Source organism: Stenotrophomonas sp. YJH_SMC_53 (genome assembly GCF_059369995.1).
Genome location: NZ_JCAFTF010000006.1, coordinates 331044 through 345925, shown reverse-complemented (window position 1 = coordinate 345925; position 14882 = coordinate 331044). Strand labels below are relative to the sequence as shown.

Sequence of the window (14882 nt, the reverse complement as noted above, 5' to 3'; positions counted from 1 at the left end):
CTCGGCGTTCTGGCGCACGGTGGAGGTCAGTTCCTCCATCGAGGCCGCGGTTTCCTCCAGGTTGGCGGCCTGCTGCTCGGTACGGCGCGACAGGTCGCTGTTGCCCGAGGCGATCTCGCCGGCGGCCAGGGTGATGCTGGAAGCGCTGGCCTGGATCTGGCCGACGATCTGGGTCAGCTGCGCGACCGTGGTGTTGGCATCATCCCGCATGCGGGCGAACACGCCATTGAACTGGCCTTCCATGCGTGCGGTCAGGTCGCCGGTGGCGATCGACTGCAGCAGCTGCGAGAGCTGGCCGAGGTTGCCGTCAGCCACCTGCATCATGGTGTTGAGGTGCTCGATCATCACCTTGAAGTCGTGCTGGAACCGCTGTGCGTCGCCGCGCTGGCTGAAGTCACCGGCGGCGGCCGCCGCAGCCAGGTGCTGGATCTGCGAATTGATGGCCAGCAGGCTGGCCTTGGCCGCGTCCATGGATTCGTGCAGGATCGCGCGGCTGCCGGGCAGGCGGCGTGCATCCGGGCTCAGGTTGCCGATGGCGTACTGGTTGAGTACTTCAATGGCATCGACGATCGCATCGAGGTGTTCGAAGATCACCGTGTTGATGCCGTTGGCCAGCTGGCCGTAGACACCCGGGAAATCTTCCGGGATGCGATGGCTGATGTCCGGGCCAGCGTGCATCTGTGCCATCAGCTGTGTCTGCTCGCTGAAGCGTCGCAGCATCGCCGTCATCTCGGCGGTGGCAGCCAGCATCCTGCCGGCTTCATCCTTGCTGGTGGCCTGGGTGCTGACGCTGAGATCACCGCGGGCAACGGCCTGGATGGCATGCACGGCCTTGCCGAGTGGGCCGGTCACTGCCCGCGAGATGACGATGGCCAGCGCGGCAGCGACCAGCGACAGCAGCACGATGCAGCCGATGATGGCAATCATGCTGGTGCGGTGGGTGGCGTTGGCGTCGGCAATCTTGCCGTCCATCTGGCCGGCGATGTGGGTTCCCAGTGCCTTCATTGCAGCGAAGAGGTCGCGACGCGCCGGGCGCGACTGCTCGTCGGAGATCTGCTGGGCCTGTGCGCCATCACCGGCGGCCACGGCGTCGCGCATCGCCTTGTTTGCGGAGAAGTAGCGGTCCAGCTGCGCGCTGGCCGCGCGATACAGTTCACGCTCCTTGTCCAGCGCCGGCAGCGCCGCGTACGCCGCCAACTCGTCATGCACGGCCTTGGCGGTGTCGTCCATGCGCTTGTTGTAGTCGGCGACCTTGTCCGGCTGGTCGAGCATGCTCAGCTGGGCCAGTTCGTAGGTGCGGAACTCGCCCAGCTGCGAGCGTGCCTCGCCCAGATGCTGGACCGAGGGGATATCGTTGCCAGCCATCTCGCGCAACTGCGCGTTGGCCTCGCTCAGGCGCAGCAGTGCGAAGGCGCCGAGGATCAGGGTCATCAGGGTGGTGAGGGTGAACCCCACGGCCAGCTTGCGGGCGATGGGCAGATCTTGGAACCACTTCATGCAGGGTGCTCCAGGTGGGCAGAGTGCCGGCGTCTGTGCGCCGGTTTGGGGGTGGTTGCAGAGCGAACGGGGGTGCCCGGTGGGGTTCGGTGACGACCGTCAAAGCGAAATAACGGCGCCGTCCGCGCGGACTTTATGGACGCAGATCACATTCGGTTGCGTAGGGATGACAACGCGAAAGTGCTGGTCTGGCGGGGCTTGCGCTCGGATGACGTGGTTGCGCGCGAAACCATCGCCTCGACGGAGTTCACAGAAGGGATGGGGTCAGATCCCTTTTCCCTGAAAAGGGATCTGACCGCGGCTGGAATGGAGCACACAAACAAAAACCGCCGCCCCGAAGGGCGGCGGTCCATGACCCGCATGCGGCGTGGATCAGGCGGCCTGGGGCATCCGCAGCGAGCGCACCAGTCCGCCGATGTCGACGATCAACGCGACGCGGCCGTCGCCAAGGATGGTGGCACCGGACACCCCGCCGATACGGCGGTAGTTGTTCTCGATGTTCTTCACCACCACCTGCTGCTGGCCGACCAGTTCGTCCACTTCCAGCGCGATTTTCTGGCCATCGCCTTCCACCACCACCACCAGCGATTCGCTGCCCGGTGCGCGGTTGCCGTAGCCGTAGTACTCGCTCAACGACAGGATCGGCAGGTACTCGCCGCGCACGCGCAGCACGCGGCCTTCGCCGGCCATGCTGCGGATATCCTCGGGCTGCGGCTGCAACGCCTCAAGCACGTAGGCAAGCGGCAGGATCAGGGTTTCGCCGGCCACGGCCACCGTCATGCCATCGAGGATGGCCAGGGTCAGCGGCAGGCGGATCAGCGTGCGGGTGCCGGTACCAAGGCTGCTTTCGATCTGCACCTCGCCGCCCAGTGCCTGGATGTTGCGGCGGACCACGTCCATGCCGACGCCACGCCCGGACAGGTCGGTGACCGCATCGGCCGTGGAGAAGCCAGGTTGGAAGATCAGGTCCCAGACCTGCGAATCGGTCGGGTTGTCCGGCACGGCCAGGCCGCGTTCGTGAGCCTTGGCCAGGATCTTGGCGCGGTCCAGGCCGCGACCGTCGTCGCTGACTTCGATGACGATATGGCCGCCCTGATGCGAAGCTGCCAGCGTGATCGTGCCGGTCTCGTCCTTGCCCGCACCGCGGCGGACGTCGGGCATTTCCAGGCCGTGGTCGATCGAGTTGCGCACCAGGTGCACCAGCGGATCGGCGATCTTTTCGATCAGGCCCTTGTCCAGTTCGGTGCCTTCGCCGACGGTGCGCAGGCGCACCTGCTTGCCCAGGCGGCTGGACAGGTCTCGAACCAGGCGCGGGAAGCGGCGGAACACCGCATCGACGGGCAGCATGCGCACGCCGATCACCGCTTCCTGCAGGTCGCGGGTGTTGCGTTCAAGCTGGTCCAGGCCAGCGAACAGGCTCTCGGCGTGGACCGGGTCCAGTGCGTGCGAGACCTGCTTGAGCATGGCCTGGGTGATGACCAGTTCGCCAACCAGGTTGATCAGCGCATCGACCTTGTCCACGCTGACGCGGATCGAGGTTTCCGCTTCCTGGCTGGCACCACCGTTGGCAGCAGGCGTGGCAGGTGCAGACGGGGCCGCTGCGACCGGAGCGGGAGCCGCTGCGGCCGGCGCCTCGGTGGCCAGGCTCGGCGGCGCGGCGGGACGGATGTCCAGCTCGCAATCGTCCAGCACCCAGGCGAAGGTGTCTTCGATCTTGCTGCGCGGCACCTTGCCAACCAGGCCCAGGTCCCATGCAAGATGCGCTTCGAGCGGATCAAGCTGGGCGAAGCCCGGCAGGCGCTCCATGCGCGCGGCGACCTGCAGCGAACCGAGGTGTTCCAGTTCGCGGATGATGCGCAGCGGGTCGTTGCCGCTCATGAACAGCGACGGCGCTGGAGTGAAACCGATCTGCCAGGCTTCCGGCGTATCGTCCACCTTGGCTGCGGCGGCCGACGGGGCGCTCGCTGCGGCCTGGCCGGAAAGAACCGCTTCCAGGCGCGCCTTCACCGCAGCGACTGCAGCCGGATCGGCAGCCTGGCCGTGTTCGGCTTCGCGCAGCAGGGCGCGCAGCACGTCCACCGAGGACAGCATGGCGTCGACGGCGTGGCCTTCCAGGGCCCGCTTGCCGGCGCGCAGCTCATCGAGCAGCGTTTCCAGCACGTGGGTCAGGCCGGCGATCGCGTCGAAGCCGAAGGTGCCGGCGCCGCCCTTGATCGAGTGGGCGGCGCGGAATACCGAATTGATGATCTCCGCGTCCTGCTGCCCCGATTCCAGGGCCAGCAGGCCAGCCTCCATCGCATCGAGGCCTTCGCGGCTCTCCTCGAAGAAGGTGGCGTGGAAGCGTTGCAGGTCCATGCTCATGGCAGTGGTGATCCGGAAGCGAAGAGGGGGAGCGGCGCCGGGCGATCAGCCCAGCACTTTCTGCACGGTGGCGACCAGCTGTTCGGGATTGAACGGCTTGACCAGCCAGCCGGTGGCACCGGCGGCCTTGCCTTCGGACTTCTTGTCGGCGGCCGATTCGGTGGTCAGCATCAGCAGCGGGGTGAACTTGTAGTCCGGCAGCTGGCGCAGTTCGCGGATCAGCGCGATGCCGTCCATGTTCGGCATGTTGACGTCGGTCACCACCGCATTGAAGCGCTGGCCCTTGGCACGACCGAGCGCGACCGCGCCGTCTTCAGCTTCTTCGACGGCAAAACCGGCCGAGGTGAGGGCGAAGGACACCATCTGGCGCATCGACGCCGAATCGTCCACCACCAAGATACGTGCGCTCATGCAGCGTTCTCCACAGATTTCAGGTTGTCATGGGTTGCGTCCAGGCCCAGGGCCTGGGTGACGCCCAGCAGGCGCGCGGCGTCACTGAAGGTTGCAGTGCAACCGTGGAAGCCGGTGCCCAGGCCTGCCTCGCGGCGGGCCTGCACGAACGCACACAGCACCTGCAAGGCGGCCGTGTGGATGCGGGCGACCTGGCTGGCATCCAGGGTCAGCTCGCCAGCCTGGTCCACGAGTGGGGCGAGGCGGTTCTTGAGCTCGGTAGTGCTCTCGATGCCGAGATCCCCACCCAGTTCGACAGTGCTCATCGTTGCTCCGGACAAACGGTTCCGTGATCCATAACGGCACCCCGGTGGGGTTCTTTAGAAGAATCGACGCGGTACGTCGATGCGGTCGCTGCTTAAAAGGGGACGGAGGGAATTAAGTCGCAATCGACCTGGCTCTACTGCAGCTCCCTCGGCAACGGCGACCGCGCAGTGGGGACGTAAGGTGTTGATCCATCGGCGCAAAGCGCCGAGCCACTTGCGACTTAATTCCCTCCGTCCCCTTTTTCTTGGCGGCTCAGCTCAACAGCCGGGTGGCGTCGAGCAGGATCATCGGCCGCTGGCTGACCCGGGCCACGCCGCGGAACAGGTCGTTTGAGATCTGGCAGATGCGCGCTGTATCGGGCGGTTCGATCTGCGAATCGGTGAGGTTGGCGACATCTTCGACCGCTGACACGCGCAGGCCGATGGTCTCGCCGTCCTCCTCCAGGACCACGATGCGGGTCTGTGCGTCGTCTTCGGCGGCCGCGGCGCCAAGGTGCAGGCCCAGATCCATCACCGGTACCACCTGGCCGCGCAGGTTCATGATGCCGAGCATGGCCGCTGCAGTGCCACGCAGTGGCAGCAGCGGCACCGGCAGCACCACTTCCTGCACCTTCAGCAGTTCCAGCGCATAGGCCTGGGTGCCGCAGCGAAGGCGCAGCCAGCGCGAAGTGCGTTCGCCGGCGCGTCGGTTCTGCGGATGCGGGCTGCGAGCCGGTTGGTGGGCCTGCGCTTGCAGCTCCTGCCAGGTGCCGGGACGGTTGCCTGCCGGGGCATCGACGGCGGCGCGCGGCGGCGCAGTGGCGGTGCGCGCGGCCGGGGCTGCAGGTGCAACCGTCGGGGCCACCGGAGCTGCGACCACGGCGGGCGGTGGCGTGGCTACGTCTTCGCCACCGGCGGCCGCTTCGAAGGCGGCCTGCAGGCCGGGGCTGTCGGTGTGGGCGAGGCGATGGCTGTCGGCCGGATCGGTCTCGTAGATCACCTCGTCCGGCAGGTCGTCCCAGGTAGGTTCCGGACCGGCGTTTGCAACGATGGCGGGTGCCGGCGCGGTTTCGTGGATGACCTCCTCAGGCAGGTCATCCCAGGTCGGCTCGCGTTCGGAAACCGCTTCTCCCGCCGGACCCTGCCCAGCGCTACCGGAAGCGGCAGCGCTCTCGAAGGCCGCTTCCAGTGCTGCGTCGTCCCGGCTTTGCGCGGCGGCGACGGATTCTGTTTCGTAGATCACCTCGGCGGGCAGGTCATCCCAGGTGGGTTCGCGTTCGGCGACTGCTTCGATCGCCGGGCCCTGCCCGGTGCCTGCGGGCGGCAGCACGGCAGGCGGCGGCGCGACCATCGCTTCGCCCAGCAGTTCGTCCAGGTAATCGTCGAGGATGCCGGTGCTGTTCATGCGGCCTGCTCCAGGGCGCGGGCATCCTCGCCGAGGATCCAGTTCAAGGCGCGCCGGTAGGCGGCCAGGCCACGGCCCGGGTAGTCCTCGCCGGCGCTCGGCAGGGTCAGCCCGGCGGCGTTGCTGATGCGGGTATCGATCGGAATGGCGTCTTCCCACACGCGGCTGCCATGGCGGTCCTGCATGGTGCGCAGCGACTCGTTGCCGGCGCGGGTGCGTCGGTCGAACAGGGTCGGCAGGATCGAGATCGGCAGCGGGCGGCGGCGCGAACGCTCGACCATCTCGCCGGTGCGGACCATGCCATCCAGGCCGTGCAGGGCCAGGGGCTCGGCCTGGGTCGGGATGATCAGGCGATCGGCGGCAGCCAGTGCGTTGATCATCAGCAGGCCGAGGGTGGGTGCGCAGTCCAGCAGGATGTAGTCGTGCTGGCCCTGGTGGCGCGCCAGCGCGTTCTGCAGGGCCAGGCCGAGGCCGGGCTGGTTGGCGCTGCGGCGTTCCAGCGTGGCCAGCGCCGACTGTGCGCAGACGTAGTCCAGGCCATGGATGTTGCTTGCATGGCACAGGCTGGACAGGTCCGCTGGCGGTGTGCCGAACAATTCCAGCACGCCGGCCGGCGGCGGGTCCACCGGCACGCCGAAGGCGCGGCTGAGCGAGGCATGCGGATCGAGGTCGATCAGCAGCACGCGATGGCCGAGCGCGGCCAGGCCGCGGCCGAGGGCGAGGGTGGTGGTGGTCTTGCCGACTCCGCCCTTCTGGTTGGCGACTGCCCAGATGCGCATCGGATTACTCCTTCATTGCCGGGGGAACGGCGGCGCCGACGCGGCTGCCAGCCGGCACCGGCGGCAACTTCACCGGTGCGATGGGGGAGGTGGGGGCGCTGGCCGGAGTTGCGTCGGCCTGTTCGGTGACGGTGCTGTCGGTGGCGCCGGTGGCTGCGTTCAGGCGTTGGCCGAGCGGATCCACCGAGTGCGACGTGTCGGCCAGGATGATGACCATCACCCGGCGGTTGCGGTTGCGGCCCTGCGCGCTGTCGTTCTCTTCGCGCGGGCGGAACTGGCCATAGCCGACCATCGCCAGCCGCGACGGCTGCACGCCCTGGTCGGCGAACAGGTGCACTACGCTGGCTGCGCGCCCGGCCGACAGTTCCCAGTTCGACGGGAAAGTGGCGGTGGCGATCGGCACGTTGTCGGTGTGGCCTTCCACGCGCACGCTGTTGGGCACGTCGCGCAGCACCTCGGCCAGGCTGGCCAGGGTCTGCCGCGCATGCACGTCCAGCGCGGCCGAGCCGGTGGGGAACAGGATGTCGCTGTTGATCTCGACTTCGATCCACAGTTCGGTGCGGCGCACGCTGATCATGCCGCGGTCGATCAGCGGCGCCAGTGCGGCGGTGAGGCGATCGGCAATCGTGTTGAGCTGGCGCTCGGCACGGGCGATCTGCTCCTGGTTGTGCACCGACACCGGCATGCGCATCTGCGAGGCCATCGACGGCAGCAGGGTCGGGTCGTGCGAGGGCGCCGGCGCGGAGGGACCGATCTTGGTGCCGGACTTGATCACCGAGGGGCTGTCCCAGCCGCCGCCCTGCACCTGCTTGTTGCCCACCTGCACCGGGTTGATGGTGCGCGGTGCGCCACCGAAGGCATCGGTCAGCGCGTCGGCCATGATCCGGTACTTGCCCTCGTTCACCGAGGAGATCGCGTACATGACCACGAAGAAGGCGAGCAGCAGCGTCATCAGGTCGGCATAGGGGATCGCCCATGCTTCGTGGTTGGCGTGCTCTTCGTGGTGCTTGCGGCGGGCCATGTCAGTGCAGGAAGCCGGAGAGGTTGGTTTCGATGTTGCGCGGGTTCTCGCCCTGGGCGATCGAGATCAGGCCTTCGATGACCATCTCGCGGTCGCGCGTGTTGTGCGAGATCACACTCTTGAGCTTGGCGGCGATCGGCAGGAACAGCAGGTTGGCCGAAGCGATGCCGTAGATGGTGGCGGTGAACGCGGCGGCGATGCCGTGGCCGAGCTTGCTCGGGTCGGCCAGGTTCTTCATCACCGCGATCAGGCCCAGCACGGCACCGATGATGCCGAGCGTCGGTGCATAGATGCCCATCGCCTCGAACACCTTGGCGCCGGCCTGGTCCTGGTGCTCCTGGCTGCCCAGTTCGATTTCCAGCATGTGCCGCATGGATTCGGGCTCGACGCCGTCCACCAGCAGCTGCAGGCCCTTGCGCAGGAACGGGTCCTGCTGTGCTTCCACCTGCGATTCCAGGCCCAGCAGGCCTTGGCGGCGTGCGATGTTGCTCCACTCGACGATCTGCTGGATCAGCTCGCGGCGGTCGCTGTGCGGTGGACGCACGACCCAGCGCACGATGCTGAACGCGTGCTTGAACACCGCCGGCGAGGTGTGCAGCAGGATCGCGGCGACGGTGCCGACGATGACGATCACGAACGCCGCAGGCGACCACAGCGACGCCAGGCCGGCGCCCTTGAGGATGCTGCCGCCGACCAGCGAGGCCAGGGCGAGAAAGAGTCCAATGAGGCTGAGTCTATCCATGGATCCGGTATCGGCTTGTATGAATGGGACTTGAGACACCGGTACGGGCTACTGGTGCGACTTCACGGTTTTACGGGTTCAGCAAGCGGGTCAGTCGTGCGGGCTGCGCAGGCCGTCCACATCCAGGATCAGCGCCATGCGACCATCGCCGATCAGGGTTGCACCGGCGTAACCGCGCAGGCCGCGCAGGGCTTTCGGCAGTGGCTTGATGACCACTTCCTCGCGCCCACGGACCTGGTCCACGACCAGGCCGAAGCGCGCTTCGCCGGCCTGCAGCACCACGATCGTCAGCAGGGTCGAGGCGGCGGGCGTCACATCCAGCCACTGGCGCAGATCCACCAGTGGCAGCGTGTGCGAACGGCGGTCGAGCACGGCGCGGCCATCGAACCAGCCCAGCGAGGTGCGCGGTGCGTGCAGCACTTCCATCACGCGCGCCAGCGGCAGCGCATAGACGTCTTCGCCGGCCTGCACCAGCAGGGTCGGCAGGATCGCCAGGGTGAGCGGCACGCGGATCAGGAAGCGGCTGCCGCGGCCCAGCTCCGACTGGATCTGGATCTGGCCACTCAGTTCGCGGATGCGCGACTGCACCACGTCCATGCCAACGCCGCGGCCGGAGATATCCGTGACCTGCTGCTTGGTCGAGAAGCCGGGCAGGAACACCAGGTGCAGGCACTCCTCGCTGCTCAGGCGGGCGGCGGCCTCCGGATCGATCAGGCCCTTCTCGCGTGCCTTCGCGCGCAGCTTCTCCGGATCGATGCCGGCGCCATCGTCCTGCACTTCGATGCTGACGTAGTCGCCTTCCTGCTGGGCCGACAGGCGTACATGGCCCATCCGCGGCTTGCCCTGTGCTTCGCGCAGGTCGGGCATTTCCACGCCATGGTCGATGGCGTTGCGGACCAGGTGCACCAGCGGGTCGGCCAGCGCTTCGACCAGGTTGCGGTCGAGCTCGGTCTCGGCGCCGATCAGCTCCAGGTCCACTTCCTTCTTCAGCGAGCGGGCAACGTCTCGGGCGACCTTGGGGAAGCGCGAGAAGACCTTGCCTACCGGCTGCATGCGGGTACGCATCACCGCCGACTGCAGGCGCGCGGTGGCGATGTCCAGGGTGGACACGGCGCGGTCCAGTTCCTCGTCGCGCAGGCGCGCACGCAGGGTCTTGAGCCGGTTGCGTGACAGCACCAGTTCGCCGATCAGATTGACGATCGCGTCCAGGCGCTTGGTGTCCACGCGCACGGTGTGTTCGGCTTCGGCCAGCGGCTTGGCGGCCGGCTTGGTCGCCGCTGCAGGTGCCGGTGCGGCCGGTGCGGCCAGTGGGCGTGGTGCCGCGATCGGTGCGGGCGCTGCCGCAGCGATGGGCTTGGCGCCGGGTGCGGCGCCACCGTGCAGCTGGTCGAGCAGGGCTTCGAACTCGTCTTCGCTGATCAGGCCGTCGTCGGCCTTCTTTGCTGGCGCCACCGCAGTCGGTGCGTTGCCGCCGTGCAGCTGGTCGAGCAGGGCCTCGAACTCGTCGTCGGTGATCAGGTCGCTGCCACCCGCAGCGGGAGCTGCTGCGGCGGCGGGTGCAGCCACGGCACCGCCATGCATGTCGAACTGGGCGATCAGCTCCGGCGGCGCATAGCCCGGCTCGGTGCCGGAGGAAACTGCATCCAGCATCGCTTGCAGGTAGTCCAGCGATTGCTGGGCGGCATCGAAGTGATGGGCCTGCAGCACGGCCTGGCCCGCGCGCGCGATGCCCAGCGCTTCTTCGGCGGCGTGGCACAACTCGACCATGGCGGTGACGCCGAGGAAGCCGGCGCCGCCCTTGAGCGTGTGGTAGCCCCGGAACACCGCGTTGAGTTGCTCGGTGTCCTGTGGTGCCTGCTCCAGCGACACCAGCTGTTCGCCCAGGCGATCCAGGATTTCCTGCGCCTCGATGATGAAATCGGCAGTGATGTCGTCGGATACCGCGCTCATGCTTACAGCCCCAGGTCCGACAGCAGGTCGTCGGCGTCGTTCTGCGAGACCGCGTGGCGGTCCAGTCCCTTCAGTGCCGGCCCGGCCAGTTCCGGATCGGTGCGATGCTGTTCCGGCGGCAGGCCGAGCGCGCCGAAGCCCTCATGCACACGGCGGACGATGCCGACCACGCGACGGATGATCTGCCCCGTCAGGTCCTGGTAGCTCTGGGTCAGGGCGATCTCGGTGAGGTTGTGGCGGATGCGCTCGAGCTGTGCATCCTGGCCCGGCTGCAGGCCTTCGGCGCGCAACTGTTCGGTCAGGCTGCGGCATTCCTCGGCCAGGTCCAGGGTGCGGTGCGTCGCCTGTTCGGTCATCGCCACCACGTGGTCCAGGCGTGCGCAGGCATCGTCCAGTTCGCCGGCCTCGCTGGGTACGGTCGGCAGTTCACCCAGGGCCTGCCCGAGCTCGCGGGCCAGCCGCGAGAGGCCGCTCATCATCGGCTGCGTGCGCAGCGCGACCAGTCCGTCGATGCGTTGCCGCCAGGCGGTTTCGTCACCGGACTCCAGTGCGTCCAGTGCTTCCTGCAGGCGCAGGGCGAGGGCATTCTTGTCGACCGTGGTATCCATCAGGCACTGGCCGCCAGGCGTTCGAAGATCTTGCCGAGCTTCTCTTCCAGCGTCTGCGCGGTGAACGGCTTGATGATGTAGCCGTTCACGCCGTTCTGGGCCGCTTCGATGATCTGCTCGCGCTTGGCTTCGGCGGTGACCATCAGCACCGGCAGGGTCTTCAGCTTGGCGTCGGCACGGATCGCCTTGAGCAGCTCGATGCCGGTCATTACCGGCATGTTCCAGTCGGTGACCACGAAATCGAACGGCTGGCTCTGCAGCAGCGACAGCGCGGCATGCCCGTCCTCGGCTTCGGCGGTGTTGGTGAAGCCCAGATCGCCCAGCAGGTTCTTGACGATGCGACGCATGGTCGAGAAGTCGTCGACGATCAGGATGCGCATGTTCTTGTTCAAAGCAGAGTTCCTTTGTTGTTCATTCCGGGCGGCCGGGGGCAGCTGCCTCGGGGATGTTCATTCTTCGAGGCCGGCGTCGACGGCCTCGAATACCTTCAGCCGGCCGCGCAGGCGCAGCACGGCCTGGCCGTGGATCTGGCAGACCCGCGACTCGCTCACGCCGAGCACCGCGCCGATCTCCTTCAGGTTGAGTTCCTGCTCGTAGTAGAGCGAGAGCACCAGCTGTTCGCGCTCGGGCAGATGGCCGATGGCCTTGCCCAGCTCGCGGCCGAACTCGCTGCGCTCCAGCACCTGCTGCGGGGTCGGGCCACCCTGTGCGACCGTGTCCAGCTCGCCCTGGTCCTCAATGCGCGACTCCAGGCTCAGCACCTGGCCACGCGCGGCGTCTTCCATCAGGCGCAGGTATTCGGGCAGTGGCATCTCCATCGCGGCGGCCACTTCGGTGGCGCTGGCGGCGCGGCCGCTGCTCTGTTCCAGGCGGCGGATGGTGGCGGCAGCATCGCGTGCACGGCGGTGCACCGAGCGCGGCACCCAGTCGCCACGGCGGATCTCGTCGATCATCGAGCCACGGATACGGATCGAGGCATAGGTCTCGAACGAGGCGCCCTGGTCGGCGTCGTAGCTGCGCGAAGCCTCGATCAGGCCCATCATGCCAGCCTGGATCAGGTCGTCGACTTCGACGCTGGCCGGCAGGCGCGCGGCCAGATGGTGGGCGATGCGCCGCACCAGGTCCGAGTGCTGGGCGATGACGTCGTTGGCCGCCGAGCGCTGGACTTCCCTGTACTGGGCCGCGCCTTTCATGCCGCCACCCCGCGCTGCTTGAGGATGCGTTCGAGGAAGAACTCGACGCCGCCGCGTGGTTCGGTCGGCGCCTGCCAGCGGGCCGTGCGGCGCGCGATCTCGGTGATCGCCAGTGCGGACGGGCTGGACGGGTAGGCCTTCACCACCGGCTGCTGGCGCTGCACCGACAGGCGCAGCCAGTCATCCTGCGGCACGCAGCCCAGGTAGTTCAGCGAAACATCGGCGAGGAACTTCTCGCAGACGCGGGTCAGCTTCTCGTACAGCACGCGGCCCTCATTGGGGTCGCGCACCATGTTGGCCACCACCTGGATGCGGTCCACGCCCCGTTCACGCGACAGCACCTTGATCAGCGCGTAGGCGTCGGTGATTGAAGCCGGCTCGTCACAGACCACGACCACGGTGTCCTGCGCGGCCTGGCAGAAGGTCAGCACGCCGTCGGTGATGCCCGCGGCGGTGTCCACCACCATGATGTCCAGCTCGCGCTCCAGCTCGGAGAACACGTTGACCAGGCCGACGTGCTCGGCCGGGGCCAGCTCGGCCATGTGCCGGCGGCCGGACGCGGCCGGGACCACCAGCACGCCGTTCGGGCCTTCGACGATGACATCGTCCAGCGAGCAGCGGCCGGCAACCAGGTCGGCCAGCGTAAAGGTGGGGTTCAAGCCCAGGATCACGTCGATGTTGGCCAGGCCGAGGTCGGCGTCCAGCAGCAGCGTGCGCTTGCCCATGCCGGCCAGCGCCACGGCCAGGTTGGCCGATACGTTGGTCTTGCCCACGCCGCCCTTGCCGCCGGTCACGGCGATGGTGCGCACAGGGCCGAGCGGCTCGCTGCGGGTGGCCGACAGCGGGAAGGTCTTGGTCAGCTTGGCGTACTCACGCGACGGCATGGTTCAACTCCGGGTTGCAGGGCATATCGGCCGCTCGGCGCAAATCTTCAAGGCGAAGTACGAGATTGGCCGCACTGGCCCGGTGCAGGTCGTCCGGAACGTCCTGGCCATCGGTCACCCAGGTGATCGGCAGGGCATGGTCCACGGCCACCGACAGGGCGTTGCCGAAGCGGCCGGTTTCGTCCAGCTTGCTCAGCACCAGGCCCTGCAGGTTGGCGGCACCGAAGCGGCGGACCACCTCGTCCATGTCGCCGAAGCTGGTGTTGGCCGGCAGCACCAGCAGGGTGCGCACCTGGCGGGCGGCGCGCAGCCACTGCAGCTGGGCGGCCAGCGCGCGGTCGCGCGGGCCCAGCCCGGCGGTGTCGATCAGTACCAGCTTGTAGTCCTTCAGGCGTTCCAGCAGCTGGTCCAGGTCGGTGCCGCTGTTGGCCTCGTGGACGGCGATGCCGAGCTGCCTGCCATAGCCATACAGCTGCTCGCGGGCGCCGATGCGGGTGGTGTCGGTGGTGACCAGGGCGACGTCACGCGGCGCGTGCTTCTCGGCGAAGCGCGAGGCCAGCTTGGCGATGGTGGTGGTCTTGCCGGCGCCGGTCGGGCCTACCAGCGCGATCACGCCGCCTTCCTCCAGCGGGTCGACCGGGGCGATCGGCAGCTTGCGCGAGATCAGCCCCAGCATCAGGCCGCGGCCTCGGTGCGCCTCGGTCTCCAGCGGAATCTGCATGGCGACGTCGCGGGCCAGGCCAGCATCGAAGCCGTACTCGTCCATCAGGTCCAGCGCGGTGGCGCGCACCGGGCAGCCGCGCAGGCGCTCGTCGGTGAAGCGGTTCATTTCGCGCTCGATCACCTGGCGCATGCCGGCCACTTCCTGGCGCAGCTGGCGGATCTCGGCGTCGTCCTGGGCGACCACGGTCAGGACCGGGGCTGGGGCGAGCGTCGGCGTCGGCGCGGTTTCGACGGTGGCATCGGCCAGCGCCGGTTCGCTTGCGGCGACCTCCGGCTGCGTTTCGGCCAGGGCTGCGGTCGGCAGCGGCGGCGGCTGCACGGCCGGGGCCGCGCTTTCGTGATGCGCCTCGTGCGGCGGGTCGATCTGGAAGCGGGCGCGGTTGGCCGGCGTGGCGCTGGCGGGTGCCGGTGCGACGATGGCTTCGGCGAACGGGGCGAAGATCTGGTCCGGCAGCGCCGGCTCATTGACGGCGGCGCGTGCCAGCGTGGCGGCGAAGCCGGTGCTGCCGCGGGTCGGCACGATCTCGTCGGCGCTGTCCAGGGTGCGGCCGGTAGCGCCCACTGCTGCACGGGCGAGGGCGGCCACCGCCGAGGTGGTCGCGGCAATCGGTTCCGGTGCCGGGGTGCTGCTGCGGCGGCGGGTGACGGCGGCGATCACCGCGTCGGCGGCGGTGCGCGGCTTGGGTGCCGGCGGCGGTGCGACGTCACGGCGCGAGGCTTCCAGCGCACGCTGCACCGCGCTCTCGTCGTAGTTGGCGGCGGCGACGATCTCGATGCCTTCCTCGATCCGGCGGTTGGACAGGATCACGGCGTCAGGACCATGTTCCTTGCGCACCAGGTTCATGGCCGAGCGCATGTCGGCGGCGACGAATCGTTTGATTTTCATGCTGTGGTCACGGGGCGAAGACGGCGGGGTGGCGGTCGGGGAACTCGGGTGGTCGGTGGTCTGCACGGTGCGGGTTCCCCTTGGTGTCTGTCAGTTGCGTTGGTTCGAAAGTGGTGTCTGTTTTCTGGCGCATCGGCG

14 protein-coding genes are annotated in these 14882 nt (G+C 68.1%); all 14 read right to left on the bottom strand.

Annotated elements, in window-relative coordinates:
- Positions 1–1497: MCP four helix bundle domain-containing protein (locus AC5P7X_RS12365; protein ID WP_495214902.1), on the bottom strand; the 1497-nt coding region annotated here is incomplete at its 3' end.
- 372 nt (positions 1498–1869) lie between these two features.
- On the bottom strand, positions 1870–3858 hold the full coding sequence (locus tag AC5P7X_RS12360; RefSeq protein WP_111127755.1) for a chemotaxis protein CheA: 1989 nt from the start codon (positions 3856–3858) through the stop codon (positions 1870–1872).
- 45 nt (positions 3859–3903) lie between these two features.
- Positions 3904–4269 carry a response regulator gene (locus tag AC5P7X_RS12355; protein ID WP_005409521.1) on the bottom strand — a complete coding sequence of 122 codons (366 nt, stop codon included), beginning with the start codon at positions 4267–4269 and terminating at the stop codon, positions 3904–3906.
- Positions 4266–4574, bottom strand: coding sequence for an STAS domain-containing protein (locus AC5P7X_RS12350; RefSeq protein ID WP_053498632.1), 309 nt, complete (start codon positions 4572–4574; stop codon positions 4266–4268). The genes AC5P7X_RS12355 and AC5P7X_RS12350 overlap by 4 nt, the downstream gene beginning before the upstream one ends.
- Before the next feature lie 253 nt (positions 4575–4827).
- Positions 4828–5958, bottom strand: coding sequence for a chemotaxis protein CheW (locus AC5P7X_RS12345; protein ID WP_495214899.1), 1131 nt, complete (start codon positions 5956–5958; stop codon positions 4828–4830).
- Entirely contained in the window at positions 5955–6737 is a 783-nt protein-coding gene (locus tag AC5P7X_RS12340; protein WP_053498628.1) for a ParA family protein, read from the bottom strand. Before AC5P7X_RS12340 ends, AC5P7X_RS12345 begins: the two co-directional genes overlap by 4 nt.
- A gap of 4 nt (positions 6738–6741) precedes the next feature.
- Positions 6742–7758 carry a flagellar motor protein MotD gene (gene motD / locus AC5P7X_RS12335; RefSeq protein ID WP_065178540.1) on the bottom strand — a complete coding sequence of 339 codons (1017 nt, stop codon included), beginning with the start codon at positions 7756–7758 and terminating at the stop codon, positions 6742–6744.
- A 1-nt stretch (position 7759) separates the two neighbouring features.
- Complete coding sequence (locus AC5P7X_RS12330; RefSeq protein ID WP_049413360.1) at positions 7760–8500, bottom strand: flagellar motor protein; 741 nt, start codon at positions 8498–8500, stop codon at positions 7760–7762.
- Between the two features lie 90 nt (positions 8501–8590).
- Complete coding sequence (locus AC5P7X_RS12325) at positions 8591–10450, bottom strand: chemotaxis protein CheA (protein ID WP_053498624.1); 1860 nt, start codon at positions 10448–10450, stop codon at positions 8591–8593.
- Positions 10451–10452: 2 nt separating this feature from the next.
- Positions 10453–11058, bottom strand: a complete 606-nt coding sequence (locus tag AC5P7X_RS12320) for a protein phosphatase CheZ (protein ID WP_032129220.1) — start codon at positions 11056–11058, stop codon at positions 10453–10455.
- Positions 11058–11450: a chemotaxis response regulator CheY gene (gene cheY / locus AC5P7X_RS12315; RefSeq protein ID WP_005413247.1), complete on the bottom strand. Its 393-nt coding sequence runs from the start codon at positions 11448–11450 to the stop codon at positions 11058–11060. Before cheY ends, AC5P7X_RS12320 begins: the two co-directional genes overlap by 1 nt.
- 57 nt (positions 11451–11507) lie before the next feature.
- Complete coding sequence (locus AC5P7X_RS12310) at positions 11508–12251, bottom strand: RNA polymerase sigma factor FliA (protein ID WP_053498623.1); 744 nt, start codon at positions 12249–12251, stop codon at positions 11508–11510.
- Complete coding sequence (locus AC5P7X_RS12305; RefSeq protein ID WP_005416424.1) at positions 12248–13135, bottom strand: MinD/ParA family ATP-binding protein; 888 nt, start codon at positions 13133–13135, stop codon at positions 12248–12250. Before AC5P7X_RS12305 ends, AC5P7X_RS12310 begins: the two co-directional genes overlap by 4 nt.
- Positions 13122–14744 carry a flagellar biosynthesis GTPase FlhF gene (gene flhF / locus AC5P7X_RS12300; RefSeq protein ID WP_053498621.1) on the bottom strand — a complete coding sequence of 541 codons (1623 nt, stop codon included), beginning with the start codon at positions 14742–14744 and terminating at the stop codon, positions 13122–13124. Before flhF ends, AC5P7X_RS12305 begins: the two co-directional genes overlap by 14 nt.
- Positions 14745–14882 lie beyond the last annotated feature (138 nt).

Coding starts and splice junctions, on each gene's coding strand:
- AC5P7X_RS12360 (WP_111127755.1), bottom strand. CDS start 3,858: ATGAGCATGGACCTGCAACGCTTCCACGCCACCTTCTTCGAGGAGAGC.
- AC5P7X_RS12355 (WP_005409521.1), bottom strand. CDS start 4,269: ATGAGCGCACGTATCTTGGTGGTGGACGATTCGGCGTCGATGCGCCAG.
- AC5P7X_RS12350 (WP_053498632.1), bottom strand. CDS start 4,574: ATGAGCACTGTCGAACTGGGTGGGGATCTCGGCATCGAGAGCACTACC.
- AC5P7X_RS12345 (WP_495214899.1), bottom strand. CDS start 5,958: ATGAACAGCACCGGCATCCTCGACGATTACCTGGACGAACTGCTGGGC.
- AC5P7X_RS12340 (WP_053498628.1), bottom strand. CDS start 6,737: ATGCGCATCTGGGCAGTCGCCAACCAGAAGGGCGGAGTCGGCAAGACC.
- motD (WP_065178540.1), bottom strand. CDS start 7,758: ATGGCCCGCCGCAAGCACCACGAAGAGCACGCCAACCACGAAGCATGG.
- AC5P7X_RS12330 (WP_049413360.1), bottom strand. CDS start 8,500: ATGGATAGACTCAGCCTCATTGGACTCTTTCTCGCCCTGGCCTCGCTG.
- AC5P7X_RS12325 (WP_053498624.1), bottom strand. CDS start 10,450: ATGAGCGCGGTATCCGACGACATCACTGCCGATTTCATCATCGAGGCG.
- AC5P7X_RS12320 (WP_032129220.1), bottom strand. CDS start 11,058: ATGGATACCACGGTCGACAAGAATGCCCTCGCCCTGCGCCTGCAGGAA.
- AC5P7X_RS12310 (WP_053498623.1), bottom strand. CDS start 12,251: ATGAAAGGCGCGGCCCAGTACAGGGAAGTCCAGCGCTCGGCGGCCAAC.
- AC5P7X_RS12305 (WP_005416424.1), bottom strand. CDS start 13,135: ATGCCGTCGCGTGAGTACGCCAAGCTGACCAAGACCTTCCCGCTGTCG.
- flhF (WP_053498621.1), bottom strand. CDS start 14,744: ATGAAAATCAAACGATTCGTCGCCGCCGACATGCGCTCGGCCATGAAC.